Raw genomic sequence first — 26,304 nt, 5'->3', positions numbered from 1 at the left:
GCTCTCCAGGCTCTGCTTATTGCTGCGGGCAATCGAACCAGTTCAGCAGCTTGGCGTCCATCCAGTAGCGATCGCCGGTTTCGAGTTGCCGGCCGCCGATGAAGCCGACGTGTCCGCCGCGGCGAGTGGTGTGCAGTTCGACGTGGCCGGGCCAGTCGGCGTCGCGAAGGCAGCCGATCGGGATGATCGGATCGTCTTCGGAAGCCAGGATCATCGTGGGGACTGCGATCCCGGAGGCCAACGGGGCCGCGGCAGCTTGCGCGTAATAGTCTTCGACGTCGCGAAATCCGCTGAGCGGAGCGGTGACAAGGCCGTCGAAATCCCACAGCGTTCTGGGGTGAGGATTCCAATTGATCGCTCGCCAATCGTCCCGCTGCTCGACCAACGGAGCGACCCGCGACCGAAGCTTGCGGATGAAGTACAGACCGTAGGGCCGCATCATCCAGCGGCTCATGTTGCGGCAACAGCGAGCTGGATCGATCGGCGGAGCGACCGCAGCAGCTCGCGCGATCCGGTCGGCGGGGAACTCGGGGACCAGGATCCCTTTGCCGATCTCGCCGAGCATCTTTAATAAGATGTTGCCTCCCATCGAAATGCCGATCGGCCAGATCGGCGAATCGTCGCACAGTTCGGCGATCCGGGTGATGGCGGCTAAGAGATCGCCGCTGCGACCCGAGTGCGGCAGCTCGCGAGCCAGATCGCGGCCGGCGCCACAGCCGCGCATGTCCATGCGAAAGACACGGACGCCGCAGCGGTTCATTTTGTCGGCCATCCGAATCATATAACTGGCCCCATGGCAGCCGCACAAACCATGCAGCAAAATGGCGACCGGCTGGCCGGCCGTCCAACCCGGCGGGGTATCATCGTGAAGAACGATCTGATCCTCATCGTCCAGGACGACGCGATGCTGCGTCGCCTTGTAGGGGATTTGGGGTGTGGGGATCAGCGTCGTGGCGAGCGTTTGCAGATGTCCCCCCAACAGCAAGGGATGGGGTTGGAACGAAAGGGACACAGCGGCGAGTTCCTTGGTTTGGAGAAGCGGCAACGAACAAATCCAGCCATCCCGTGGCGAAGACTGCCGCGCCCGGCGAAGACGACGCGCGTGCTGGTGCCGATTTTTGATGCACCAGCTATAATAAGAGTTTCTTGATTTGGATGTCTAGCGATGCAGAAGATTCGATCGTTTATTGCGATACCGCTCACCGATGAAATTCAAAACGCCGCGGGTCGGATGGTCGATCGGCTTCGCGAACCGGCAACCGGCGTGAAGTGGGTCGATGCCGACAATCTGCACCTGACGCTGAAGTTTCTCGGCGACGTCGACAATATCGAAGTCCCCGACGTCTGCAAGGCGTTGCGGAAGTGTTGTGCGAACGTCGAACCCTTCTCGCTCTCAATCCAGGGGATCGGTGGGTTCCCCGATCTGCAACGGGCTCGCGTCGTCTGGGCTGGCGTCGAAGATCAATCCTCCGGTTTGTGCCCGTTGGCAGAATCGATCGACATCGAAATGGGCAAGCTGGGCTTTAAGCGGGAGTTCCGCGACTACACACCTCACCTCACCCTGGGGCGACTGAAAAAGGGAAGTCGCTTAGGGGAGGACTTTATCGCCGCCGCGGAAAAGGAAGCGGAGACCGACCTGGGGATGATCCATGTCCAAGAAGTCCACGTCTTCGCAAGCTTCATGGACAAGCACCAAAAAGGGCCGACCTACAACGTGATGGACCGCGTCGCGTTGGACTGATCGATGGCCACCGCAAAGCCCAACGACCGCCCCGACGATCGATCGCGCCGGTACGGCCCAGGATTCTATACACAATACCGTTCAACGAAGCGTAGTGGACGAGGCTACGAGTCCTGTTGCATGCATCAGACCAAATCGCTGGGACTCGTAACCTCGTCCACTACATCCCGCCGCTAATTATTGCGACGGTCCGAGGCTCCTTCTTTGAACGGTATTGATTCTAAAAAGGGCTCGTTCGCATTGCCTCGCGCCGTTTGACTGAGGCTATTCGATCGGCGTCAGTTCGGTATCTTCCAACGCGGGTTCCGCGGTGACCGGACCGTTCGCCTGCGGTGACGTCACGCCGCGTTGGGTGGAGATGGTTTGTTCCATCTCGGTACGATTTCGCTCGCGAATCTCGAGGATGAACTTCAGCACTTGTTGCTGCTGCGGATCCAACACCGCTCCGATCTCGGCATCGCGACTGGTAACCAAAGCGGCGATCTGCCGCTGCAGCACGTCGATCTGCGATTGGTAACCCTGTTGGATTTGGTAGATCTTGCGTCGCTGGGAATTGGTGATTATCTCCGAATACCCCGGCGGCAGCCGCTGCGTTTCGACACCGCTATCGGATTCCAATTCGCCATCGATCTGCGCCGCGTCGCTCGCTTCGCCAGCCGCCGCTTCCTGTTCGTCTCCCGGCAGGTCGTTCGCCACCGGAGTGGTCCCAGCCTCTTGTTGTCCGATCGAACGAGCTGGCAGATTGGCAACGATCGCGACCGCCGCCAACAACAATAGAAATGCAGAACGTTTCATCCGAGTGTTCCCCCAATGCGAGACGGTTGTGCCTTGAAGCCTCTGTCCAAGCTGAAACGCTAGAGGCTCCAATCGGTTCTAACAACAGGTCGTCACGACCTCTGCTCACCATCAAAGGACGCGTAAACGCGTCGCTCACCGTGCCCGATCGAGGGAAATTTTCGACTCAGTCAGCGGGTTGTTTGAACCCCGCCCAAAAATCACTCGAAGCTGCTTACGACTTTTCGACCCATTGTGGTTCGGGTTCGATCTCTTCGGCACATGCACCACCTTGGTCGGCGCGGCCACTTCCTTCGAGTCGGCTGATCAACTTGATATGTTGATCCTGTTCGAACAAGATCTGACAACTCAACCGAACCCCCTGTTGGTCGATGCCGCGAGCCGACAGCGTCGCTTGTTCGGCTTCGGTCATCTTCGACGGTTCGCCTGCGATAAATTCAACGCGGCAGGTGGTGCAGCGGCATTTGCCACCACAGGCATGCAATTGATCGGTGCCGGCGATCTTGGTCAACGCGTTGACCAAGCGTGTCCCGGCGGGAACTTCAAATTCACCCTGACCTTCGATAGTTAACTTTGGCATCGAAAATGCTCCTGTTGATTGTTTTATTGGGGTACCCCTTTGTCAGGGGTTCCGGTGTTAGTCCGCTGTTAACCTAGCAACCGATAGCAGCCTGGGACCAGAGGTGTCACGCCCCGAGCCAATACTATTCACAGAGCAAGAGAGACTGTTCCCAAATCAAGTGGTTGTTGGTCCCCGATACAAAGGGTACTATCCGATTGTCCACTTTTGGCGAGCAGACGATGCTTACGAGCGGGTCCGGCAAGCGGGCGAATCACATTTGGGAAAGCGAATCGAAAGGGATCACCATGGCCAAGAAATCAGCAAAATCGAGTGCAAAAGCAGGCAAGATCGACCCAGGCATGAAAGCCGTTTTGGCGCGTGAACCGGGTTTGGCCGCCACCCTGCAGCAGATCGAAAAATCGTTTGGCGGTGGGGCGATCATGCCTTTGGGTGCTGAATCGCAATTAAAAATCAGTGGGATTCCGACCGGCAGCTTGAGCCTGGACATGGCCTTGGGCGGCTTCGGGCTGCCTCGCGGCCGGATCATCGAAGTCTACGGCCCCGAATCGAGCGGTAAGACGACGCTAGCATTGCACGTCGCCGCCGAAGCGCAAAAGGCGGGTGGCATTGCGGCGATCATCGATGCCGAGCACGCCTTTGATCCCGGCTGGGGTAAGAAGCTGGGCGTCGAACTCGATTCGCTGTTGGTCAGCCAACCGAGCAGCGGTGAAGAGGCGATGCAGATCACCGAGATGTTGGTCAAAAGCAACTCGGTCGACGTGATCATCATCGACTCCGTCGCGGCGTTGGTACCGCGTGCGGAACTCGAAGGCGAAATCGGAGCGTCGCACGTCGGGCTGCAAGCGCGTCTGATGAGCCAATCGATGCGGAAGCTGACCGGTGCGATCGCGAAGAGCAAATCGGTGGTGATCTTCATCAACCAGATCCGCGAAAAGATCGGCGTGATGTTCGGCAGCCCCGAAACCACACCGGGCGGTCGGGCGTTGAAGTTCTACGCCAGTTGCCGGATCGACGTCCGTCGGATCGGTGCACTCAAAGATGGCGAAGAACAGGTCGGCCAACGGGTCAAATGCAAGATCGTCAAGAACAAGGTGGCACCGCCGTTCCGGATCGCCGAATTCGATATGATGCATAATAATGGTATCAGTTTCGAAGGCGACATCCTCGACTTGGGGCTGGAACACAACGTGCTCACTCGCAGCGGTGCTTGGTTCAAGTATGGCGAAACCTACCTTGGACAAGGCAAGGAGAAGGCGCGTAACTTCCTGATCGAGAACACCGAAACGCGCGACGAGATCCGCGACCGGATCATGACGGCGGGCGGGTTCGCTGGTCCTGTCGAAATCGGTGCTGAAGACGCAGCCGCCGATGCAGATGCTTTGAGCGATGTCGATGAAGAAGCGACGACCAACAGTTAACAACGGCTTCGATTTGCGGACAGGTTGATTCAAGATGCGACAAATTGCTTTCCTCGTTGTCATTTTGCTCTCGGCCTGTCCGACCTCGGCACAGCAATCGCCGGACGCGTTGCTGTCGATGCAGTCGGCGTTAACCAATGCGATCGATCGCGCGGGGCGTTCGGTCGTTGCGATCGCTCGCGTTCGCAAAGATCTGCCCGCCGATGCGATGGGCGATCTGAAATTCAATCTCCCCGGGCTCGGTCGACCGCTGATCGATCCGACCAACCCGGCGTTTGTTCCGACGGAGTTTGCGTCGGGCGTGATCGTTTCAGCCGACGGCGACGTCCTGACGAACTTCCACGTCCTCGACGATCCCAAGCAGAACGACTATTACGTCTGGCATCGCGGAATCGGCAGCCAGGCGGTCGTCCAAGCGACGCCCGCCGAAGTCCAAGCGGGCGACCCGTGGACCGATCTAGCGATCCTGCGAATCCAAAACGCCAAGGCTCTCCCGGTAATCAAAATGGGCGATGCGTCGCAGATCCAGCGCGGCATGTTTGTGATCTCTTTAGGCAATCCGTACGCTATCGCTCGCGACGGATACCCCAGCGCCAGCATGGGGATCGTTTCGAACCTGCAGCGGGCCGCGGCGGCGCAGCCCGACAAGGAATCGCGTGGACAAGCTCCCGCCAGCGAGCAGTTGCACGAATTTGGGACCTTGATTCAAACCGACGCCAAGTTGAACCTGGGGACCAGCGGTGGAGCGTTGGTTAATTTACAAGGCGAGATGATCGGGCTGACGACATCCCTGGCCGCGGTCGCTGGATACGAACAATCGGCCGGGTTTGCGATTCCGATCGACAAATCGATGCGAGCCGCGATCGACCAATTGCGTGAAGGCAAAACGCCCGCGTTTGGCTTCTTGGGTTTGGAACCGGCCGACCTCCCCGAACCGCAACGCGCCCGCGGACTGCGTGGAGCGATCGTTCGCCAGGTGCTGCAAGGCATGCCAGCTCAACGGGCTGGTTTGCGCAGCGGCGATCTGATCACTAAGATCGACGGGCAACCGATCGATGGCGCGGCGGGATTGTTTCGCGAGATGAGTCGCCGACCGGCGAACGCCCACGTCCAGATGACGCTGCTGCAAGGCAACCCGCTGACCGACGACTTCCAATCCAAAATCGTCGACGTCACGCTGGGGAAGAAATACCTAGCGTTGACCAAACCGGGCTACAGCCGGTTTCCCGAACCGAGCTGGCGTGGATTGCGAGTCGACCACGGGACGGCCCTACCGCCGGGCCAGTTGTTTGGGTTCTCGCGCCCTCGGGAGATCCTGCCCGTTGCGGTGATCAGCGTCGATCCCGACACGCCCGCTTGGAACGCCGGGCTGCGACCGGGGCAATTCGTGCAGAAAGTGGGCGACAAATCGGTGCCAGATCCCGATACCTTCTATGAGCTAGTGAAAGAGCAGACCGATGCGGTCGCGCTGACGATTGTGGGCCCCGGCGATCGCGAGCAACGGATCTCGGTCCCGACGAGCATCCAATAGTCGCTGCGGCGATGCGAAACGCGAAGGTTTGCGGGGAATGCCCCGAGACCGCGGCCGGACCGTTTCTGCCGACTAGGCAAACTCCACAGCTCATGCTACCTGTTGGAAAACTCCATTTCTCGGTAAAAATGCAGTTTTGACACTTCGCCTACCGCGCCCCACCCGACTCAAAGAGCAGCATCGATGAAGACCGACGAACTGCGTGAAATGTACTTGGATTTCTATGTCAGCAAAGGACATACGCTGCAGGGAAGCGATGTGTTGGTGCCGACCTGGGATCCCTCGGTGCTGTTCACTCCCGCGGGCATGAACCAGTTCAAGGATCACTTCCTGGGCAAGGTGAAGCTCGATTTCACGCGGGCGACGACCTGCCAGAAGTGTCTGCGAACCGGCGACATCGAAAACGTCGGCCGCACCGCCTACCACCACACATTCTTTGAGATGCTGGGCAATTTCAGCTTCGGCGATTATTTCAAGACCGAAGCAATCCACTGGGCGTGGGAATTCCTGACCAGCAAGAAGTGGTTGAACATCCCCGCCGGCCGGCTGAACGTAACGGTCTACAAAGACGATGACGAAGCGTTTGGGATCTGGCACGAACAGATCGGCCTGCCGACATCCAAGATCGCGCGGATGGACGAGGACGAAAACTTCTGGCCCGCCAGCGCGCCAAGCCAGGGCCCCGATGGCGTCTGCGGTCCCTGCAGCGAGATCTATTACGAATTGGAAGGTGGCGAATCGGTCGAGATTTGGAACCTCGTCTTCACCCAGTTCAACCGCATCGGCAGTCCCCCCGACAACCTGCATCCGCTGCCCAGCAAAAACATCGACACCGGGATGGGGCTGGAACGCTGCGCCAGCGTCCTGCAGGGCCAACCGACCAATTACCACATCGATAATCTGTTCCCGATCGTGCAAGCTGCCGCCGAAGTCTGCAGCCGCAATTATTCGTTGGACAGCGACGATGGCCGCCGCTTGCGACGGATCACCGATCACGTCCGCGCTTGCACTTTTTCGATCCACGAAAACGTCTACCCCGGCCCCGACAAAGCCAAATATGTCGTCCGCCGCTTGATCCGCCGCGCCGTCTTGGACGGACATCAAATGGGTTTACGTGAACCGTTCCTGCACCAAATCGTGCCGGCGGTTGTCGAACAGATGAAGAAACCGTATCCGGAACTGGCTGAATCGGTTCAACGCGTCACCCGCGTGATGCAGAAAGAGGAAGAAGCGTTCTTCCAAACGCTCGACGCCGCGCTCTCGCGGATCGATCAGATGTTCACGCGGATGGAAGATGTCGCCGGCGTGATGGTCGACGGCAACGAAGCGGCCGACCTCTACAAAACCTACGGCGTCCCGCCGGAACTGTTGCAGACGCTGGCGTCGGAAAAGAACCTGACCTTCGATTGGGACGGGTACAACAAATCGATGGACCAACACGCCGTCGATAGCGGTGCGGGGCAGAAAGAACTGTTCCAGACCGGTCCTTTGGAAACGCTGAAGGAATCGCTCCGCGAGACTCCGTTCCTGGGCTACGAACAGATCTCGGCCAGCTGCCACGTCAAAGGAATCATCGTCGGCAACACCGATGGCGACGAACATCTGTTGGGCAAAGTTGCCGCGGGCGGTGCCGATCAAGAACTCCGCGTCGTCTTGGACCACACTCCCTTCTACGCCGAAAGCGGCGGCCAAGTTGGCGACGTCGGGACGATCCACAACGACGATTTTGAGTTCCATGTCACCGACACGCAGAAGCATGCCGCATTGATCGTCCATTACGGACATCTGGTCCGCGGCACGATCCATGAAAACGCAACGGTCACCGCCGACGTCGACACCGAGCGGCGCGACGCGATCCGCCGCGCGCACTCCGCGACCCACATCCTGCACCACGCGTTGCAAAAGCACGTTGGCCAACACGCTCAACAACAGGGGTCGAAGGTCGAAGCGGACGTATTGCGATTCGACTTCACCAACCAAGAAGCGTTGTCCGAAGCCCAAATCGAAGCGATTCAAAGCGACGTCCTGGAACATGTCGCCGCCGGCGATCCGATCCGCTGGGACACCGTCCCCTTGGCCGACGCCCGCGCTGCTGGCGCGATGATGCTGTTTGGCGAAAAGTATCCCGACCCGGTGCGGATGGTCTCGATGGGAGAGTTCTCCAAGGAGCTGTGCGGAGGAACGCACCTCGACAACACCGGCGACGTGCAAGCGTTTGAATTGACAAGCGAGGAGAGCGTCTCCAGCAACACCCGCCGGATCGTGGCGTTGACGGGCGAAAAAGCGAAAGCCTATCGCCAGCAAACGACCGAGATTCTCGAAGCGGCAGCCAAACAATTGGCCTGTCCCGTCGCTGCGGTTAGCGAAGCGACCAAGAGCTTGATCGACCAGGTTCGTAAGCTGAAGAAGCAACTGGCCAGCGGAAACGCCGACGTCCAAAAGCGAACTCCCGTGACCGGCGGCGGTGGCGAGGCGAGCTATGCAAAGATGAAGTTGATCGTCCGCGATACCGCTCGAATGTTGAACGTCGCAGCGGCCGATGTCAGCTCGCGGATCGATGCCTTGTTGGCCGACGAGAAGTCGTTGATCCAACAACTGGCCAACCTGACCGCTGGTGAACAGGTGACCGCCGACGATCTTTTGGCCGACGCCGAAACCGTAGGCGAATCGCTGTTGATCGTCCGGACGATCGATGGTGCCAATCCGAACGTGATCCGCCAACTTATCGACCAGCTGCGAAAGAAGAGCGACAAGCCGGTCGCGGTCCTGTTGGCGACAGTCGTTGGCGGCGACAAAGTGATCCTTGTCGCGGGGATCAGCAAAGCCCTTGTCGAAGGCGGAATGAGCGCCGGCAAATGGGTTGGCGAAGTCGCAGCGGTCGTCGGTGGCGGCGGCGGTGGCAAACCCGATCTGGCTCAAGCCGGCGGCAAGGATCCCGAAAAGCTCCCCGCCGCGATCGACAAAGCAAAAGAGGGCGCCCGCGCGATGATCGGCTAACACGCACGCTTAGAGTGAACACTCAACGCACCGGCGACATCATCGCCGGTGCGTTTTTTTGTTACGTCGCTGCTGTACTCAACAGTAGCCTTGAGCTTACTTGCTCTTCGATTCGGCAGCGGTCTGCGACGCGTCGGCTTCCAAAATCCCTCGGGAGATCATCCACTCGTGGCACAGCATCGGCCAGTGTTCGGCGCCGGGGCGGCCTGCGGCCAGGCCTAGTCCGTGTCGGCCCTTCTCGAAGATGTGCATCTCGACCGGCACCTTGTGCTTGTGGCAGGCCAGGTAGAAGTGGACGGAATTCTGCGGCGGCACGCCGGTGTCTCCGCTGGTGTGGAACAGGAAGGTCGGCGGTGTCTTTTCGGTCACCTGCGATTCGTTCGACAGCGACTCGACAAGTTCTTCGGGTGCGTCTTCGCCCAGCAGATTGCGTTGGCTGCCGCGATGCGTGTAGGGCTTGTTCAGGCCGATCACCGCGTAACACAAGACGGCAAAGTCGGGCCGGCAGCTGACGCGATCGATCGGATCCGACGCGTCGGGATTCCCGTCGTCGAAGTGGGTCGCCGCAGTCGATGCCAAGTGACCGCCGGCGGAGAAGCCGAGGATCCCGATCCGATTTGGATCGATGTTCAGTTCAGCAGCTTGAGCGCGAAGGGTGCGGATCGCTCGCTGAGCATCCATCAACGGAAAGGGATGTTTGTAACCGGCTCCCTGGTTTCCTTTGCCGCGATGGCGGTACTGGCAGATCGCACCAGTGACGCCAAGATCCTGCAACCATTTCGCGATCGCATGACCTTCGTGATCGATGGCCAATCCGCCGTAGCCACCGCCGGGGAGGACGACGATCGCCGGCCATGGACCTTCCCCTTCAGCCTGATAGATCGTCAAATTAGGCAGATCGCCAACCTCGCCCCCCCCCGCGCCGGGGGCTCCATCTTTCCAAAGCTTTTGAGGCTGGGGGGTTTGGGCAACAACGATGTTGGACAACATCAGGCAGACCAAAGGTGCAAACAGAACGGTTTTGAGCTTCATCATGGGGGGTCTCAGGTCGAGTTAGGGTAAATCGGGGGTGCGAAACGATCACAACGAGCCAGATCGATGTGCCGTCCCAGCCGTCGCCAACATCATACTCACCCCAGAACGAGCGTGTGCCGTGGTCGCGTGCAGATCATTTGACCTTATCGGTGAACCGCAGTGCATAGAGATCGGCGTCGATCATCTTGACCCGCAACCGAATCGTTTTCCCACGCAGCGCGCCGAGGTCGGATCCCGAATCCCAAGTTGCGGTCGCCGCCAATTCGTCTCCATACAGTTCGGGCATCTCCTGCATCGCAAACCCTGGAATCGGTTGCCCCTTTTCGTCCTGGATCTCGATCTGGATGCTGCCGGCTGCGGAGCTGGCGTAGTTGAGCTGCAACGAGTCGCCGTCGAACTGGATCGGATGCGTGGTGAACTCGCCATGTTTGCCGCCTCCCACATGAGCCGAGGCAAATCCTTGTTGGCGGACGGTCAGCCGACGGATGCGATGGTCGGCGTGTCGATAGTGCTCGCTGATATAAAGCGACCACTCACCGTCGCCTCCGTCGTAGATGCCATACGCAACCATGTTGCTGCGGTCGGTCCAATTTTTTGGATCCAGCCCCGGCCTAGCCCAGGCTTGCAGGAAGGGGCGATCCCAGTGGCCCCCGTCGCGGCTGGACATAAAGATCGTATCGGAAACGCCTTTGACGCTGTGTTCGGGAATCTTCCGCCGGGCGGGTTCGAACCGTTTGGGGAACGACAGAAACAGATGAGGCGCGGTCGGACAGGGAATGGTCGCCGAGGTGTAAAAGTGTTCCTTCGGCGCATCCTCCGCATAACGATGGGGAACGCCGGTCGACCATTTCAGAAAGTCCTGGGAATGGCTGCTCTGAATCGCCCGCAGTTTGTCCTCCGCGGAAAAGATGCGACTGAAACATGCGTACCGGTTTCGCGCGGCGTCCCAAAAAGCGAGGTTCTGAGAATCGAACGCCCCTTTTGTAATGACCGGTTCCTTCTGAAGCTTTCGCCAGTGAATCCCATCAGCCGATGCAAAGGCGTACAGACCGCCTGGCGTTTCACCGTATTGCCAGTTCTTCCCGGGCTTCTTGACCCCGCCCAACGCTTTGAAACGGGCATCGGGCTTGGCCGACGGGTTGGGATCGAGAAAGGGAGCGAAGTTGTGCGATTCGACGCCACGCCAGATCACGTTGTTTTCTTTGGTCCCCCCCGCCTCGATCAGTCCCAACTTCGGACGTGTGAAATGGATCCCATCTTTGCTCTCGGCGACACAGGTAAATTGCGACTCGGAATGATCGGGGCCTCCGTCGGATCCGCGGTAATACAGCCGAACCTTCTCGCCATCCTGGACCACCGAGAAATAGGCGCTCGTCGGCCCCTCCCAAGGTTTGTCGGTCGTCAGCACGATCTCCCGGCGAACGGGCTCGTGCAGCTTCAATTCGACGTTCTGCTTGGAATCGATAAGGTATTCGTCGACGAACAGCTCCCATCGCGACCCGAGCATCAAAGGTTCGGCGGCATGGCTCGATGCGGTCAGCGAGGCAAGGATCACAAGTGCCGGAAGCATGCGATTGCGAGGGGATCTCATGGCGACTCCAAAGGGTGGGGGATGGGAGTAGGTGGGGAGCTGGAAGACCAACAAACCTGCGGGCGGCGGAGCACCGACGAATCGGTGTCCCAGAAAGCTCCGCAAATCGCAGGGCGTGGTGTGATCCCGTAGCAGGCTTACTTGGCCCCCATCATAACCGCTGCGCAGCGGCGATGCGCTCTGCTCCGCCACCGATGCGCACCGTCGAGAATGCGTTGTATACTTGCGCTCAAAAGTCGGCCTAAACCTCACAACCCCAAAACCCAGCTGTTCATGTCCTCCTTTGGCAAACTAACGCTAACTTGCCTTTGCCTGCTGGGCACCGTGACGATCCTGCATGCCCACTTCAATCTAGGCATGTTCGATCCGCCACAGCAGATCGCCGGAGACGAGAATGGGGCGACGCGAAAGTCGTTGCGGGTCGGTCATCTTCCGGTGACCTGCCATCTGACCTGCCCGGTCACCAGCTGGGTCAGCAAACATTCGCAGCAGCATTCGGAATTCGTTTCGTGGCGGTACACCAGCTGGCCAGCGATGACCGAAGACATCGACGCGGGGAATCTCGACGCCGCCTTCATCCTCGCTCCACTGGCGATGGTGATGCAGCGTCAGGGAACGCCGGTCAAGATCGTCCACCTGGGGCATCGCGACGGCACGGCGATCGTCGTTAATAAAGACTCACCCTACAAAACGTTTGCCGATCTTCGCGGCAAGCGGATCGCGATTCCGCATCGCTATTCGAACCAACGCATCCTGATCGAAAAGCTGAAGGATGAGTTCGGGTTGACGAATGCCGAGATCACGCTGATCGATTACCCGCCGCCGGAGATGCCTGCCGGTTTGAAATCGGGGCAGTTCGAAGCCTACATCGTCGGCGAACCGTTTGCCGCCAAAGCGGAGATGGACGGCTTCGGCCGCGTCCTCTACTTCACCAAAGATATCTGGCCCAACTTTATCTCCTGTGTCTTGGTCGTGACCGAGCGGTTGATCGAGCGAGATCCGGAACTTGTCACCGAACTGGTGCAGGGGATTTCGGCATCGGGAAAATGGATCGACCAAGGGGACGATCGCTTGATGGCCGGTCTGGCTGTCGAAGGGACTCCGTCGGCCGATGGCGATGCGATTCCCGAACAGTTCGGCCGCTCGCCACGGATGCAGGCCGCCTGGATCGCCGCCCGGCAAGAATATTACAACCAAGATCCCGAGCTACTAAAGTTTGTCCTGACGCGACCTTTGGACCGTGTCAGTTACAGCCGCTTGGATCTGGCCAGAGAAGACTTTGCCGAGATTCAAGATTACGCTCAACGACTGGGATTCTTCAGCTTTCGCCCCGTGACAGCCGACGATCCGTTTGGGTTCGACGACTACTGCGACCCATCGTTTGAGCAATCGGGGATGTGGTCGCTGCCGCTGGAATCCGAGGAGCCGCAGTGATGCTTGCACGCAAGATTCTGCTGGGGACGCTGGGGATCGGGATCTTCCTTTTGATCTGGCATCTGGCGACGCTGGGGAACAGCCGGACCGACGTTCCCGGACCTTGGTTGGCGTTCAACGGGCTGATCGAACTAGCCGGGCAGGGCGTGCTGTGGCGGTACGTGATCGCTTCGGTCTTCCGCGTCGCCTGGGGATTTTTCCTGGCCGCGATCGTTGGTATTCCGTTGGGCCTGGCGATCGGTTGGTCGCTGTGGATTCGCGAGTTGTTGAATCCGTTGGTTCAAGCGTTGCGGCCGATCTCGCCGATCGCATGGCTGCCGATTGCGGTGTTGGTCTTTGGCGGAGTGCAATGGTGGGAACCAAGCGATCTGGCGGCGATCTTCTTGATCTTCCTGGCGTCGCTGTTTCCAATCGTTACCGCCGCGACATCGTCGGTTGGTGCGATCGATGAAAAGTATTTGCGAGCCGCCGAAAACTTTGGCGTTCGCGGGCTGCCGCTGCTGCGATTGGTGATCCTGCCGGCCGCGCTGCCGCAGATTTTGACTGGCCTGCGTTTGGCGATGGGGATCGCCTGGGTCGTCGTCGTCGCTGCGGAGATGTTAGGCGTTCAATCGGGACTTGGGTTTCAGATCAACGATTCGCGGAACAACCTCCGCTACGATTTTATCGTAGCGGCGATGTTGGTGATTTCGGTGATCGGGATGCTGTTGGATACCGCGATGTCGCGGATCGAACGGACATCGTTGGCACGCACTGGGATGGCAAGACGATGACCCAACCAACACCCAAGATCGAACTTCGCGATCTGCAACTGGAGTACAGCGGCCGCGATGGGGCTGTGATGCCGGTGCTGCAATCGATCGATTTGACGGTCCGCGAGGGAGAGTTCATCTGCATCGTCGGCCCTTCGGGTTGCGGCAAGTCGACGTTGTTAAACATCGCCTGTGGATTCTTGCAGCCGACCCAAGGGCAAGTGCTGATCGACGGCACGGTGGTCCAGCGTCCCGATCGACGCCGCGTCTTTATCTTCCAGAACAACGCCGTCTTCCCGTGGCTGACCGTCCAGCAGAACATCGGATTTGGTCTGTTGGATCAATCGCCAAAAGAACGCGACGAAGCGGTTCGGCACTACACCGAGATGGTCGGATTGACCGGTTTCGAACAGGCCTATCCCCGCGAACTCTCCGGCGGCATGAACCAACGGGTCGAGATCGCGAGAGCGTTGGCTGCCGATCCCGATGTGCTGTACATGGACGAGCCGTTGGGTGCGCTCGACTTCTTGACCCGTCTGAAGATGCGGACCGATCTGGTCGAGATCTGGCGGCGGACGCAGAAGACGATCCTGTTCGTAACGCACGACGTCGAGGAATCGGTGCAATTAGCCGACCGCGTGGTTGTGATGAGCCCACGTCCGGCGGAGATCCGCGCGATTCTCGACGTCGACCTGCCGCGTCCCCGCAACCTCGACTCTCCCGAATACCTCGCGATCCGCGACAAGATCTTCCGCACGATGGGGCTGGACCATTCGGGAATGCAAGCCGAAGTGTAAGAAGAAGGAAAGGCAACCAAGTGGAGACGCGTAGCCCCTGCCAATGCTGCTGCTACGACTTCCGACCGGCCAGGTAGCCACCGAGCCAGGTTTCGGTAACCAAGATGCCGAGGGCGGCGAAGATCATCCATTGCCAGATCTTCTGCTGGCTTTCCAGTTGGACATCTTGCAGTTGGCGCTGGCGGTCGGCGATCTGTTCCGCCGATTCGCTCCGCTGCATCTGCAATCCGTACTGCTCCAATTGGTCCGCTCCGATCGCGACGGTGCGGCTTTCGCTTTCGGGCAGGTTCATCGCAAAACTGCTTTCGACACCACTCTGGATCAACCGATAGACGCCCGGTTGTTTCAGTTCTTCCAATGAAAGATCGACTTCGATTTCGCGACGCGCCCCGTCGGGCGACACCAGTTCACACGGCGGCGTCACCGACAATTCGCCCTGCGAACCGATCGCGTAACTGGCTTCCAATGGCGAGCGGTTGGGCCCTTGTTCGAGCATCCCCGAGATCAGCGGGACAAACTTGGTCGACAGTGCCAACTGGCTCTGCTGCGGCTGCCATCCAGCGGTCAGGACCCACAGTCGCCCTGCCCCGATCGATCGCTGGATCAATGCCGGATCGTTGTCGTCGAACTCCGCAACCGTTTGCCAACCATCCTCCTCCGCCAGCGTTAGCCGTCGGTGCGACCAGAACCGAATCTTGGTGAAGTCGTTGTATTTGGGATCGGCAAAGGGGGCGAACAGCGGATGTTGGAAATCGATCTTCGCCAGCATGGCATAGTCGCCGACCTTGGCTTCTTCGATCGCAAGCGATGGCGAATCGGAGAGTTCCCGCAACGAAGCGGCGATCGCGGGATCGTCTTTCGGATCCGCGTCGATCACAAACAACAGATGCCCACCGTCGCCGAGGTATTGTTTTAGACCCGCCATCGCAGCGGACGGGACCACGTCGGCAACGATCACCAACGGCGTGTGCTGCGGTTTTAAATCCGCCGGCAGCCCGCCGGGTTCCACTTGTTCAATCGCTACTTCGCGGCGAGCGTTCCCCAACGTCGCTTGGTTGAGAAAGTAGAACAGCCCGCTCTGCGGATCTTCCGCCTGCGAACCGACATACAGCACCCGCTGCTGCAATTTCGGCGGCAAGGCGACATAAACTTGATTGTCGAAAGCCTGCTGGTCTCCGACAAATCGCAACACATGCTGCGTCCCCGCCGGCGGATCGATCATCACAACGCGGCTCTCCCCCGGCGGAACCTGCACGATCCGATCCTCGCCCTCTTTGCCACCTTCCCAAAAGTACATGAATTGATCGTTGACCGAATCGCTCGTGTTGTGAAAGCGAACCCGCAACTGAGGCTGCTTCGATTCGCCGCTCGCGACCGGTTGAGGAAGCACGACAGCGCTCAGGTTCCCGCGTTCAGCGGACTCGACCGCCGCGATCGATACCACTATCGACGCGGGCCATTGGTATTGTTGCAGCGGAATCAGGTCGTTCCCTTCCTGCAGATCGCTGACAATCACGATCTCCCCAGCGGCAACGTCTCCCTCTTCGATCGATTCGGCTGTGTTGTGCAGGATGTCGGCCGCGGCGATCAACGCGGATCCAAGATCCGATCCGCCATGGCTTGGCGTGATGTCGGCCATCGCCCGGCGGATTCGTTCGGCTTGCGAACTCGCCCCGCCGACCGCTTGATCATCCCAGCCGACAACCGATGTGACAGCGGAATCATAAATCAGCAACGCGATCTGATCGTTTGCCGCCAAACCGTCGGTGACCGACGCGACCTGTTGTTGTGCCTGTTTCCAGAGATCGCCCCGCAACATGCTGCCGCTGGTATCGACCAACACGACAACTCGCCGCCCGATCGGATCGGTCTCCTGTTGGGCCATCGACCGCAAGAAGGGACGAGCAAAGGCCAACGCCAGCAACAGGATCGCCAACGCCCGCAGCAACAGCAGCGGCCACTGATCCAAGCGGCTGCGCCGCGTCAGCCGCGGCGGCGACTGGGTCAAGAACATCAGCGAACTGAATTCCGCTTGCGCCTTGGGTCGACGACGGATCAAGTGAAACAAGATCGGCAACCCGATCGCCAATGCGCCCAATGCGTACAGCGGAGCGAGGAAACTCATGTCGCCGCTCCTCTCGCCGCGGCCGAAAGGCTTCCCCCGCGCTGCGGCCCACGACTGCGACGCGTCTGCAGACTCAACAATTGGTACAGCGCTTCGTCCATCGGTTGGTTGGTGACCATCTGCGTCAGGTCGATTCCCAGCGATTCGCAGATCGCGACCAGCTGGGTTTCGTGCTCTTTAAAATTCGCTTGGTACTGAGCCTTGGCGACCTCGGGATCGATATACAGTTCCTTCCCCGTTTCCATGTCGCGGATCATCGCGGCTTGCGGCAGAGTGAATTCGATTTCGGCGGGATCGTTGACTCTCAAGATCATCATCTCATGACCGCGAGAACGCAGGTAAGCCAACCGTGTGCGAAGCATGTCGATGGGAGCCAACAGATCGGAGATCAAGATGATCAGCCCACGTTTGCTGACCAACGCGGCCAGTTGTTCCAACGGTTCGGAGAGATCGGTGCCGGATCCTACAAAGGACTGATCGAGGCTGGCGAGCAAGCGGTTCATGTGGCCGGGGCGATGCCGAGCGGCGATGAATTCGTTGACCTTCCGATCGAACGTCATCAATCCGACCGCGTCGCGTTGTTGGGTCAAGAAATGGGCCAGCGTGGCGGCGAGCGTCCGCGTGTAGTCGGCTTTCGTATAGTCGAGCGATCCGAAGCCCATCGACTTGCTTTGGTCGACCATCAGATAGCAGCGACGATTGGTTTCGTCTTCGTAGCGTTTGATGTAGTACCGATCGCTGCGGGCGAACAGTTTCCAATCGAGCGTCCGCGGATCGTCGCCGAGCGTGTACGGACGGTATTCGCTGAACTCCACCGAAAACCCGTGGAAGGGGCTGCGGTGCAAGCCGTTATAAAAACCTTCGACCACCGTTTTCGCTCGCAGTTGCAGATTCTTGATCCGCATCAGCGAGCTGGGATCGATTTGCGCCGGAGCGTCGTTTGACGAAGCACTCATGCCAGCGTGGTATCCAGCAGCCGTTGGATCGTCTGGTCGACGGTGATCCCTTCGGCTTCCGCTTTGTATCCCAACAACACGCGATGCCGGAGCGTCGGTTTCGCCAACGCGCGTATATCTTCCAACGAGACGTGGGAATGACCGTTCAGAAGTGCGCGGGCTTTGGCACCGAGGACCAGCGTTTGAGCGGCTCGCGTTCCCGCTCCCCATGTCACCCATTGATTGATGAAGTCGAGCGATCCCTCGCGGTTGGGACGTGTTGCCGCAGCCAGCTGGACCGCATACGAAGCGACTTCCTTGGCGATCGGCACCCGCCGGACCACCTCTTGGAATTTCAGCACGTCGACGCCGGTAAACAGCGGCTGGATCGGTTCGGCTTTTTTCGACGTCGTCTGCATCACGACTGCCAATTCATCTTCGTGCGGCAGGTAATCGATCAGCACGTTAAACAGAAAGCGGTCCAATTGCGCTTCGGGCAACGGATAGGTCCCTTCCATTTCGATAGGGTTTTGCGTCGCCAAAACGAAGAAGGGTTCGGGGAGCGGATGCCGCGAACCGGCAGCGGTCACCTGGTGTTCCTGCATCGCTTCCAACAATGCCGCTTGGGTCTTCGGCGGCGTGCGGTTGATCTCGTCGGCGAGGATCACGTTGCCGAAGATCGGACCGCGGACAAACTTCATCGCCCGCCGACCATCGCCAAGGTCCTCGAGGATCTCGGTTCCGGTGATGTCCGCCGGCATCAGATCGGGCGTGAACTGGATCCGCTGGAAATCGAGGTGAAAGATCTTGGCGACCGAACTGACCAACAGCGTCTTGGCCAACCCCGGTGCTCCAGTGATCAGACAATGTCCGCCGGCGAACAGACTGATGATCAACTGCTCGATCACGTCGTGTTGCCCGATGATCACCTTGGCCAGTTCCGATTCGATCGCACTTCGCCCCTGGCGTAACTGCTGGACGATCTCGGCTTCTTCTTCCGCGGATTCGATAGCTATGGTCACGTTCGCTCCGAGAGGTGGGGTGATCTGATCGAACCGAGTCGCCGTCGAACGGGGATGCTCGACGAATCGCATCGGCCCATCAAGTATCCCCGATGCCAAAGGCCGCGGCAACTATTTGATCGATCTCAGCCGAAGGAATCCGTTTTGGAAGCCGCAACATTCTTGCGATACAAAACGGAGTTGCCCTGCCCTGGAAAAAGCTGCAGTTGCGTTGGGAGGCGAGAGCGCTTGTACAGCGGTGCGGCGTTTTGCGCCTCAGGTTCTTTCCATTTTTCCGTTTCAATGCCCGACCGGACGACTACAATCCGAACTTCGACAGCTCGATCGTTGGATGGTCGAGCAGCGAACTGGCGATTCATCTCGGGATCGGACGAACCTTCGTCTTGCCGACCGAAATAGCCTTAATGGAGTATGCCGCAGCGGAAGGTTAGATGATGACTGAAATCGATATCATGGAAGAAAAATCAACAGCATCGGCGGTGCCGTTGAGTCGAGGCGTCGTCTTTCGAGTGCCAGCAGCCGGCGCGGGGGTGATGTTGCTAGCGTCGTTGGGTTTCCACACCGCTCCGCCGCCGGACCTTTACGACATCGATCTGCCCGAGCTTCGTCAAGCTGCCGCATCGCTCGACTTCTTCGGCTACCGCGGCTGCGATCCGAACTACCATTATTTCTCGCTGCCCAATTCCCAAGGGCTGCGGTTGCCGCAACAACAAATCGATTTACAGCCACTGCCGATCCAATTGGGGCTGTGTCTGTTTGTCACCTTCCGCAACGGTCGGTTGACCATTCCCGATCCCGTTGCGATGGCATCGATCGAACCACCGACGTGCGATTGGGCGCTGGGTTGGTGAACCGGCGTTTCGCGTGGCCCGTGCTGGTGTTCCTTGTGCTGATCCCCGTCGCGATCCGGATCGCGATGTTCCGCGGCATGATTCGTCCGCTGCTGGTCGCCAGTGAATCGATGGCCCCAACGCTGTGGGGACCTTCGGCAACGCTTCGCTGCAGCGGTTGTGGGATCGATCTACGCGTTGTCGTTCGCGGCGACAAACCGCCTCGACACGTCACGTGCTTTCAATGCGGAACCCGCCAGAGAATCGAAACAGTGCAAGTCGATCGAGGTGATCGCGTTGTCATCGACACGGCTACCTACTGGTTTCAAAATCCCAAACGATTCGATTGGGTTGCGTTCACCGACGACGATGGATCCCTTTCGGTCAAACGGATGTTGGGACTTCCCGGAGAATCGATCGAGCTGGCTCATGGCGATCTGTTTGCGTCGGGGCAACCGATTCGTCGATCGTTGACGCAAGCATTGGCGACATCGATCCCGGTCGATGACGATCGATTCCGCAAGCAAGACGTCTCGCGATGGCGCTGCGATGACGACGATTGGACCAAGCTAGAGGATCGTTTTCGGTGCGAAGCCTCGTCTTCTGACACTCATTCGCCATTGGTCTACCATCACGTCCAGGTCTATCAAAACAATCGTCCCGAGCGAGTGATGGACGATTACCCGGGGAACCAACAGGTTTCGCGGCAGATGGTTCCGGTCGACGACCTGATCGTGCAAATGGTTTGTTCCGCCGCCGAGGGAGCCGAACTAACGATCTCACTGTGGGTTCGCGAGCAAGTTTTAAGCGTTCTGCTCCAACGAACGGCCAACGGTTGGGCAACATCTAACGCCTCGAAAACGAAGCCTAAAACGTGGCGATCGCGCAGCGACGGTACCGATTTGTTGACGGCTGCTCATATCGACGGACAGCTGTGGCTGGCTATCAACGGCCAATCGCACGTCGTCGATCCGATCGTCTCCGATTCCAAACCGCCAGTCGATGCGAAGCAACCGATTGCGATCACATGTCGATCGGCGGAACATCCGGTTACGATTCGCAACTTGCGTGTCGATCGCGATCTACATTGGTGGCATCCCGATGCGATCGATCGATGGAGTGCGGCGACCGCATTGCCCGAGCGGGGCTATTTTGTCGTGGGGGACAATGTTCCGGTTTCGATCGACAGCCGGACCGAGCCGCTGCCGATCTCCCGCGACCAGATCATCGGCCGCGTGATACCGTATCGATGAGCATCGATTAAGAAGTTGCTGCGGCTTGTTCGGCAGCCATGTCGCGATTGTGTTCGTCCCAGTCGTCGCGGGTGTAGGTGACGACGGAGGTGTCGGTCTCGCGAACCTCCAACTGTTGCAAGCGGAAGCCCATCTCGGTGATTTCGGTGAACATCTTGTGAGCTAGATTCTCGACGCTTGTCGGCCCATCGAGCACTTTCAATTTGAACCTTTCGCCGGTCCGCTGCATGTGATCTTGAAGCGTCGCGTACAGCGAATCGCCGGTGTGGATCAGCATCCCGTGATCGTATTGATCCTTTAGATAAGGGTCGATCTTGGCGTCGAAGTCACCGAACAACGTCGACAACGCCCCCGATCGCTTGACTTCGAAGAAGCATCGCAGACCGTATCGGTGTCCGTGCAAGTTGCTGCATTTGTCGTCGAGTTCTTCGTTGCGATGGGCCGCGTAGAACTTGTATTCCTTTTGGATGATCACGATCGACAGCTCCTCTTTAGCTTTTGATCAACGACAGCACTTCGGCTCGGCTAGCCGCGTTTTTCTTGAACACGCCGCGGAGAGCGCTTGTGATCGTCTCGCTGCCCGGCTTGCGGACGCCGCGAATCGACATGCACGAGTGTTCCGCTTGGATCACCACCGCGACGCCGCTGGAATTCAGATGCTTTTCGATCATGTCGGCGATCGTCTGCGTCATCCGCTCTTGAACCTGCGGTCGACGCGAAACCTCTTCGACGACGCGAGCCAATTTACTGAGTCCGGTGACGCAGCCGTTGGGCAGGTAGGCGACGTGAGCGGTTCCACTGAACGGCAGCAGATGGTGTTCGCACATGCTGGTGAAGGTGATGTCGCGAACGACAACGATCTCGTCGTACGATTCGGGGAACGTGACTTCCAGATGCCGTTCGGGTTGAATGTGCAATCCCGAGAACATCTCCGCGTACATATCGGCGACGCGGCGAGGGGTTTCCAATAGTCCGGCCCGATCGGGATCTTCGCCGACCGCGACCAAGATCGTTCTTACCGCCTGTTTGATCGCTTCGAGATCGACCGGTCGACTGCTGTTTTTATCGTTCACGTTGATAGTGCCGTTAGGCCCCTTGGGTAAGGAGGAATCGCCGCTGCGTCGAATCGCATTGCCTGTTGCGACCAGCGTTCAGCTGGGGATCGTTTCGCTAGCCAACAATTGTTCGAATGTCTCGCGACTGCGAATCACTTTGGCTTGCCCGTCTTCCAACAACAGCTCCGATGCACGCAGCCGGCTGTTGTAATTGCTGGCCATCACAAAACCGTAGGCCCCCGCATTTTCGAGGATCAACAGATCGCCAACCTCCGCTCGTGGAAGCTCGCGATGCGAAACAAAGCCGCCTTCCTCTTGAGTGAAGATGTCGCCCGATTCACACAACGGTCCGCCGACGACCACGTTCACCAACGGACGGTCTTCGGCTCCGCTGCGAGAACATATCGAAATCGGATGATGCGCCCCGTACAAGATCGGACGGGCCAAGTCGTTAAAGCCGGCGTCGACCAGGTAGAACATGTTTTCTCCCATGTTCTTGATCGCCCGAATCTCGGTGACCAGATAACCACACTCCGCCGCGAGGTAACGACCCGGTTCGATCTCCAGTCGCACCGCGTGGTCGAACTTGGTTTGCAGTTCCTCGCGGACCGTGTTCCACAACTTGTAATAAGCCGCCAGGTCGACGTACGTTTCCTCTTTCTTATAACGAACCGGAAGACCGCCACCGGCACTGATCGTGGTGATGGTTCGGCCGACCGACAATGCCGCGTCGCGCATCGAATCGCAGACCTTCGACAAATGTTCCAGATCGGTTCCCGAACCGATGTGCATGTGCAAGCCGGTGATCGTTATCCCGTAGCGATCGGCGCGGCGTTGGCATTCGTCCAGGTCGCCGTGCCAGATACCATGCTTCGATTGCGGCCCGCCGGTGTTGGTCTTTTGGCTATGCCCGTGCCCGAAACCAGGATTGATTCGCAGCGTGAGATCCGCTCCTGGAACGACTTCGCCCAATTGGTCGATCATGTCGGGCGAACCACAATTGACGTGGATCCCGTGCTTTTTAACCAACTCCAACGCTTCGCGGTCGAAGATATCGGCGGTGTAAACGATCGGGTGCCCTTCCCCGTGTGGTTCGTATCCAGCGGCAAGAGCGCGATGGATTTCGCCGGCGCTGACCGCGTCGACCAACACGTTTTGCTTTCGCAATCGATCGAGGATCGCTATATTCGACAACGCCTTTTGAGCGTAACGGATGTCGTCGAACATCTGCAGGTCGGCGACGCGTTGGGCGATCACTGCGGAGTCGTAGACGTACAAAGGCGTTCCGAATTGGTTGGCCAAGTCGGTGATCGAATGTCCCGCGATTTCGGTTCGCGATGTGGCAAAGTTGGTTGTGATCGTCATCGTTTGCTCGGAAGTTTGTCTTTGACTTTGGTTTAACCGGCGCGGAATCGTATGTCTTTGATACCGCTCTGGGGAAATTCTTTTTGTAACGCTTTGATCAGGGCGCGTTTTTGGAACGACAGTTCTTGGATCGATACCGAATCGCTGACCGCGATTTCCAGAGTGCCGTTGCGAACGTTGCCGGGGCGACAGGTGTTGGCCAAATTGTCGCCGACCACTCGCCGGACGATCCGCTCCATTTCGTTGCCGGTCTGAACCTGAGCGTAACCGCGGCGAGCCATCAATTGATTGACGATCGACCCGATTTTTCGAGCGTGTTGCTTTTTTCTCTCTTCGGGTTCACGCGACATCAATCGACCTAACGGTCACGGGCCATCGGCATCACCACGTATTGGAATCCATCATCGGTCGTCAGCAATGCGGGGCGATCGGAAGATTCGATTTCCATCTGCACGGTCCGTTCGGCATCCAAGACTTTGCAGAAGTCGGCGAGGAAGCGATGATCCAAAGTCACCTTGATCGGTTCGCCTTCGTATCCGATGGGCATCTCGACTCGCGATTCACCCACCTCGGCGGTGTTCGCTTCCAACAACATCGTCCCTTCGCCAAAGGTGAAATCGATGCCGCGACTCTCGTGATCGGTCACGATCGCCGCTTGTCGCAGTGCCGCATGCAGCGGACCAATCGTTAGATCGATCGTGACCACATCTTCGCGTTGGGGCAGAACTTGTCGCCAGTTGGGATAACGGCCTTCGACCAATCGCGAATAGATCGTGCAACGTGGCGTGCGAACCAACAGATCGTTCGACCGGGCAGCGACTTCGACGGTTTCGTCTTTGTCGTTGAGCGCCCGTTCGATCAGGCTGATCGATCGATTCGGGACGATCGTGTTGGTGCCGGAGGTCTTGTGTTCGCCGATGCTAACTCCGGTGCCGGTCATCGTCGCCAATCGGCGTCCGTCGGTACCAACCGCGGTGACACGTTCCCCTTCCATTTCCAACAGCACGCCGCCCAGTGCGTATCGGCCGCTTTCGGCATCGGTCGCAAAGACGGTTCGGCGGACCAATTCGCGGAACAAACGGGTCGCGATCTCGTGGTAACTGGTCTCTTGGAACGTCGCCACGCTGGGGAATTCATCGGGGTTGGCGCCAGGCAGCTGGAAACGGCTGCGGCTGCCCCTGACTTTGATCCCGGTTTCGCTGGCTTCGAAAGTCAGATGTTCATCGCTGCTTTCCCGCAGAATCGAACTGACCCGTTGGACCGGCAGCAACGCGGTTCCATCGGTCTCGATCTCGACACCATCGACGTTCAGGTGGATGCCGACTTCCATGTCGGTCGCGCTAAGCGTGACAGCTCCGTCTCGAGCGATAATCTTGACGTTTTGCAGGATCGCTTTGGGACTTCGCGATGGTGCGACCCCTGCTGCCAGCTGGAACGCGGCTGCAAAAGTTTCTCGTTCGCACGTGATTTTCATGGTCTTGGGCTCCAGTTTGGTAAGCCAAGTGTTTTACACCCAAAACGCTCCCGTTTGCAGTGGCCTGCTTTGCGAGTGCTGCCACTGCTTTTGAAAGTTGGTTTCCATTCCTTAAAGAGATTTTAAATTACCGTCTTCTTAGGAATGTGGCCGCCGAAATTGTCAGAAGCTGGGCATCGAGGGCATTTAAGAACCGCCGAAACAAGCACTTAGAAGAATTGAAACGCTGTGGATAAGGCGTTTGATCAACGTTCAAAGCCGAAGGGCAAATGTCAGTGAATGGGGGGACTTTGAACACCCCGCCGGCCGCGTCGGTCGGAACGTACACGAAGCGTGACAAAAGAAAACTTTAGACAAACAACTTATCCACCAGAAAAAAGGAGCTGGCGGGCAGTTCAAAAGTCCTTTTATAGCGGTTGCATTCTCGATACCGCTGCCCCAAAGCCTAGCTCACTGCTGCGATTTAGGCGGTGTTGGCTTCAGCCAGCTTTCAGTTGTTCGGAGACATCGTCGGCGACGCGAGCCAAAGCGGGGTCGGAGACGATCAATTGTTCGGCCGATCGAATCGCGTGGATGACTGTCGAATGATCGCGGCCGCCGAAGAACTGGCCGATCGCTTGCAGGCTTTGGCGAGTCAGTTGACGCCCCAAAAACATCGCCATCGAGCGGGCGCGGACTACCTGTTGGCGACGCGACGAACTCTTCAGATCGGACGTTTTCAGCTTGAATCGGCGGGCGACGGTGCGAGCGATCTTGGCGATCGGCGGCTCCTGTTGAGCGGCAAACGAGGCGGCGACGTCGTGAATGTCATCGTTGGCGATCACGTCGGAATTGGCATCCATCGCGACCAATGCCAGTTGTTGCACGGCGGAGCACAACCGCGAGGCGGCGGCATCGGCGGGAAGATCGTTGTCCAACTGGCCGATCTGTTCTTCGGTCAGGCTGATCTCTCGAAGGCCAGCGTATTGGGCGATGATCTGGCGTCGGGCTTCTGAACGGGGCAACTGGATCGGAATCGTCAGCCCCGGCAACAAGCGACTCGCGAGCGCCGAACGGATCCCTTCGATCTCGGTCGGCAAACGGCGGCAAGTGAGGATCGTCGGCAGATCGAGATCGATTCGCTGGCCGATGCGAGCGGCGAGTTCGTTCTGAGCGGCGAATTTGCCTGCCATCAGATGGACATCTTCGATCAACAGGATCGGATGTTGAAGGAAGTTGTTGCGGAAATCGGCGATCGAATCGGAATCGACAGCGTCGGCATAACGACGGGCAAAATCGATCGCCGGTTCGATGATCCCGCGGCTCCCCCTGCCCTTCAAAAGCGACGCTTCACGTTCGAACAACTTGCGGGCGATCGCTGATTTCCCAGATCCGCTGGGGCCAACCAACAGGATCGGGTTCCCGCGTTGCAGGATCGAGAGATCCGACTGGCAAGTGAAGGCGGCCAAGCGATTTTCAGGGCCAGCGACGAAATTCGGCAGCAGCGGCAACGGTTCCGCTTTCGCCAAACGAGGCCGCGGCGCCGACGTGCTCGACTTCGATAGAGGTATTAGAACGGGCAGATCGCTCAT

Annotated in this window: 24 protein-coding genes; 9 read left to right on the top strand and 15 right to left on the bottom strand. The window is 58.6% G+C overall.

The window, feature by feature from the left end; all coding sequences use genetic code 11:
• Positions 1–16: 16 nt before the first annotated feature.
• Entirely contained in the window at positions 17–1,045 is a 1,029-nt protein-coding gene (locus EC9_RS00125; RefSeq protein ID WP_218934471.1) for a YheT family hydrolase, read from the bottom strand.
• A 120-nt stretch (positions 1,046–1,165) separates the two neighbouring features.
• Between EC9_RS00125 and thpR the strand changes: the two genes are divergently transcribed.
• Positions 1,166–1,741 carry an RNA 2',3'-cyclic phosphodiesterase gene (gene thpR, locus EC9_RS00120; RefSeq protein WP_145341311.1) on the top strand — a complete coding sequence of 192 codons (576 nt, stop codon included), beginning with the start codon at positions 1,166–1,168 and terminating at the stop codon, positions 1,739–1,741.
• A gap of 264 nt (positions 1,742–2,005) precedes the next feature.
• Here thpR and EC9_RS00115 read toward each other — a convergent pair whose 3' ends face one another.
• Together EC9_RS00115 and EC9_RS00110 are read right to left on the bottom strand one after the other, a co-directional pair.
• Complete coding sequence (locus EC9_RS00115; RefSeq protein WP_145341309.1) at positions 2,006–2,536, bottom strand: hypothetical protein; 531 nt, start codon at positions 2,534–2,536, stop codon at positions 2,006–2,008.
• Positions 2,537–2,750: 214 nt separating this feature from the next.
• A complete protein-coding gene (locus EC9_RS00110) occupies positions 2,751–3,116 on the bottom strand; it encodes a 2Fe-2S iron-sulfur cluster-binding protein (RefSeq protein WP_145341307.1) in 366 nt (121 codons plus the stop codon).
• A 287-nt stretch (positions 3,117–3,403) separates the two neighbouring features.
• Here EC9_RS00110 and recA point away from each other — a divergent pair, with 287 nt between their 5' ends.
• From recA to alaS, 3 genes are all read left to right on the top strand, one after another.
• Complete coding sequence (gene recA, locus EC9_RS00105; RefSeq protein ID WP_145341305.1) at positions 3,404–4,537, top strand: recombinase RecA; 1,134 nt, start codon at positions 3,404–3,406, stop codon at positions 4,535–4,537.
• A gap of 34 nt (positions 4,538–4,571) precedes the next feature.
• The gene (locus EC9_RS00100; RefSeq protein WP_145341303.1) at positions 4,572–6,068 is read left to right on the top strand and encodes a trypsin-like peptidase domain-containing protein; all 1,497 of its coding nucleotides are present in this window, start codon (positions 4,572–4,574) and stop codon (positions 6,066–6,068) included.
• A 183-nt stretch (positions 6,069–6,251) separates the two neighbouring features.
• Positions 6,252–9,065, top strand: a complete 2,814-nt coding sequence (gene alaS / locus EC9_RS00095) for an alanine--tRNA ligase (RefSeq protein WP_145341301.1) — start codon at positions 6,252–6,254, stop codon at positions 9,063–9,065.
• A gap of 96 nt (positions 9,066–9,161) precedes the next feature.
• Here alaS and EC9_RS00090 read toward each other — a convergent pair whose 3' ends face one another.
• The gene (locus EC9_RS00090; protein ID WP_246105893.1) at positions 9,162–10,100 is read right to left on the bottom strand and encodes an alpha/beta hydrolase; all 939 of its coding nucleotides are present in this window, start codon (positions 10,098–10,100) and stop codon (positions 9,162–9,164) included.
• A gap of 133 nt (positions 10,101–10,233) precedes the next feature.
• A complete protein-coding gene (locus EC9_RS00085) occupies positions 10,234–11,691 on the bottom strand; it encodes a hypothetical protein (protein ID WP_145341299.1) in 1,458 nt (485 codons plus the stop codon).
• Positions 11,692–11,964: 273 nt separating this feature from the next.
• Here EC9_RS00085 and EC9_RS00080 point away from each other — a divergent pair, with 273 nt between their 5' ends.
• The 3 genes from EC9_RS00080 to EC9_RS00070 are packed head-to-tail and all read left to right on the top strand — an operon-like array spanning position 11,965 to position 14,674.
• The gene (locus EC9_RS00080; protein ID WP_246105892.1) at positions 11,965–13,125 is read left to right on the top strand and encodes an ABC transporter substrate-binding protein; all 1,161 of its coding nucleotides are present in this window, start codon (positions 11,965–11,967) and stop codon (positions 13,123–13,125) included.
• Positions 13,125–13,898 carry an ABC transporter permease gene (locus EC9_RS00075; protein WP_145341294.1) on the top strand — a complete coding sequence of 258 codons (774 nt, stop codon included), beginning with the start codon at positions 13,125–13,127 and terminating at the stop codon, positions 13,896–13,898. The genes EC9_RS00080 and EC9_RS00075 overlap by 1 nt, the downstream gene beginning before the upstream one ends.
• A complete protein-coding gene (locus tag EC9_RS00070) occupies positions 13,895–14,674 on the top strand; it encodes an ABC transporter ATP-binding protein (protein WP_145341292.1) in 780 nt (259 codons plus the stop codon). Before EC9_RS00075 ends, EC9_RS00070 begins: the two co-directional genes overlap by 4 nt.
• 52 nt (positions 14,675–14,726) lie before the next feature.
• Here the strand turns inward: EC9_RS00070 and EC9_RS00065 are convergent, their stop codons facing one another.
• The 4 genes from EC9_RS00065 to EC9_RS00050 all read right to left on the bottom strand — a co-directional run bounded on the left by EC9_RS00065 (position 14,727) and on the right by EC9_RS00050 (position 19,115).
• Positions 14,727–16,799, bottom strand: coding sequence for a BatA domain-containing protein (locus EC9_RS00065; RefSeq protein ID WP_145341290.1), 2,073 nt, complete (start codon positions 16,797–16,799; stop codon positions 14,727–14,729).
• The gene (locus EC9_RS00060) at positions 16,796–17,755 is read right to left on the bottom strand and encodes a DUF58 domain-containing protein (RefSeq protein ID WP_145341288.1); all 960 of its coding nucleotides are present in this window, start codon (positions 17,753–17,755) and stop codon (positions 16,796–16,798) included. The genes EC9_RS00065 and EC9_RS00060 overlap by 4 nt, the downstream gene beginning before the upstream one ends.
• Positions 17,752–18,756 (bottom strand): AAA family ATPase, encoded by a 1,005-nt coding sequence (locus tag EC9_RS00055; RefSeq protein ID WP_246105891.1) that lies wholly within the window; start codon positions 18,754–18,756, stop codon positions 17,752–17,754. Before EC9_RS00055 ends, EC9_RS00060 begins: the two co-directional genes overlap by 4 nt.
• A gap of 125 nt (positions 18,757–18,881) precedes the next feature.
• The gene (locus tag EC9_RS00050) at positions 18,882–19,115 is read right to left on the bottom strand and encodes a hypothetical protein (RefSeq protein WP_145341284.1); all 234 of its coding nucleotides are present in this window, start codon (positions 19,113–19,115) and stop codon (positions 18,882–18,884) included.
• A gap of 72 nt (positions 19,116–19,187) precedes the next feature.
• On the opposite strand from EC9_RS00050, the gene EC9_RS00045 reads away from it, so the two are divergent.
• Positions 19,188–19,607: a hypothetical protein gene (locus EC9_RS00045; RefSeq protein WP_145117124.1), complete on the top strand. Its 420-nt coding sequence runs from the start codon at positions 19,188–19,190 to the stop codon at positions 19,605–19,607.
• The gene (locus EC9_RS00040) at positions 19,604–20,839 is read left to right on the top strand and encodes a S26 family signal peptidase (protein WP_145341283.1); all 1,236 of its coding nucleotides are present in this window, start codon (positions 19,604–19,606) and stop codon (positions 20,837–20,839) included. Before EC9_RS00045 ends, EC9_RS00040 begins: the two co-directional genes overlap by 4 nt.
• Before the next feature lie 7 nt (positions 20,840–20,846).
• On the opposite strand, the gene EC9_RS00035 is transcribed toward EC9_RS00040, so the two are convergent.
• The 6 genes from EC9_RS00035 to EC9_RS00005 form a co-directional block, all read right to left on the bottom strand.
• A complete protein-coding gene (locus EC9_RS00035) occupies positions 20,847–21,314 on the bottom strand; it encodes a 6-pyruvoyl trahydropterin synthase family protein (protein WP_218934470.1) in 468 nt (155 codons plus the stop codon).
• Positions 21,315–21,330: 16 nt separating this feature from the next.
• Positions 21,331–21,912 carry a GTP cyclohydrolase I FolE gene (gene folE, locus EC9_RS00030; protein WP_197451482.1) on the bottom strand — a complete coding sequence of 194 codons (582 nt, stop codon included), beginning with the start codon at positions 21,910–21,912 and terminating at the stop codon, positions 21,331–21,333.
• 78 nt (positions 21,913–21,990) lie between these two features.
• On the bottom strand, positions 21,991–23,259 hold the full coding sequence (gene lysA / locus EC9_RS00025) for a diaminopimelate decarboxylase (RefSeq protein WP_145341279.1): 1,269 nt from the start codon (positions 23,257–23,259) through the stop codon (positions 21,991–21,993).
• Positions 23,260–23,291: 32 nt separating this feature from the next.
• Positions 23,292–23,609: a DUF721 domain-containing protein gene (locus EC9_RS00020; protein ID WP_145088697.1), complete on the bottom strand. Its 318-nt coding sequence runs from the start codon at positions 23,607–23,609 to the stop codon at positions 23,292–23,294.
• An 8-nt stretch (positions 23,610–23,617) separates the two neighbouring features.
• Positions 23,618–24,733, bottom strand: a complete 1,116-nt coding sequence (gene dnaN / locus EC9_RS00015) for a DNA polymerase III subunit beta (protein WP_145117118.1) — start codon at positions 24,731–24,733, stop codon at positions 23,618–23,620.
• Between the two features lie 479 nt (positions 24,734–25,212).
• A complete protein-coding gene (locus tag EC9_RS00005) occupies positions 25,213–26,304 on the bottom strand; it encodes a helix-turn-helix domain-containing protein (RefSeq protein WP_197451481.1) in 1,092 nt (363 codons plus the stop codon).

It is taken from the genome of Rosistilla ulvae, from assembly GCF_007741475.1.
Lineage (GTDB): Bacteria > Planctomycetota > Planctomycetia > Pirellulales > Pirellulaceae > Rosistilla > Rosistilla ulvae.
The sequence above is the reverse complement of the archived record's forward strand: the minus strand, read 5'-3'. Positions and strand labels throughout refer to the sequence as shown.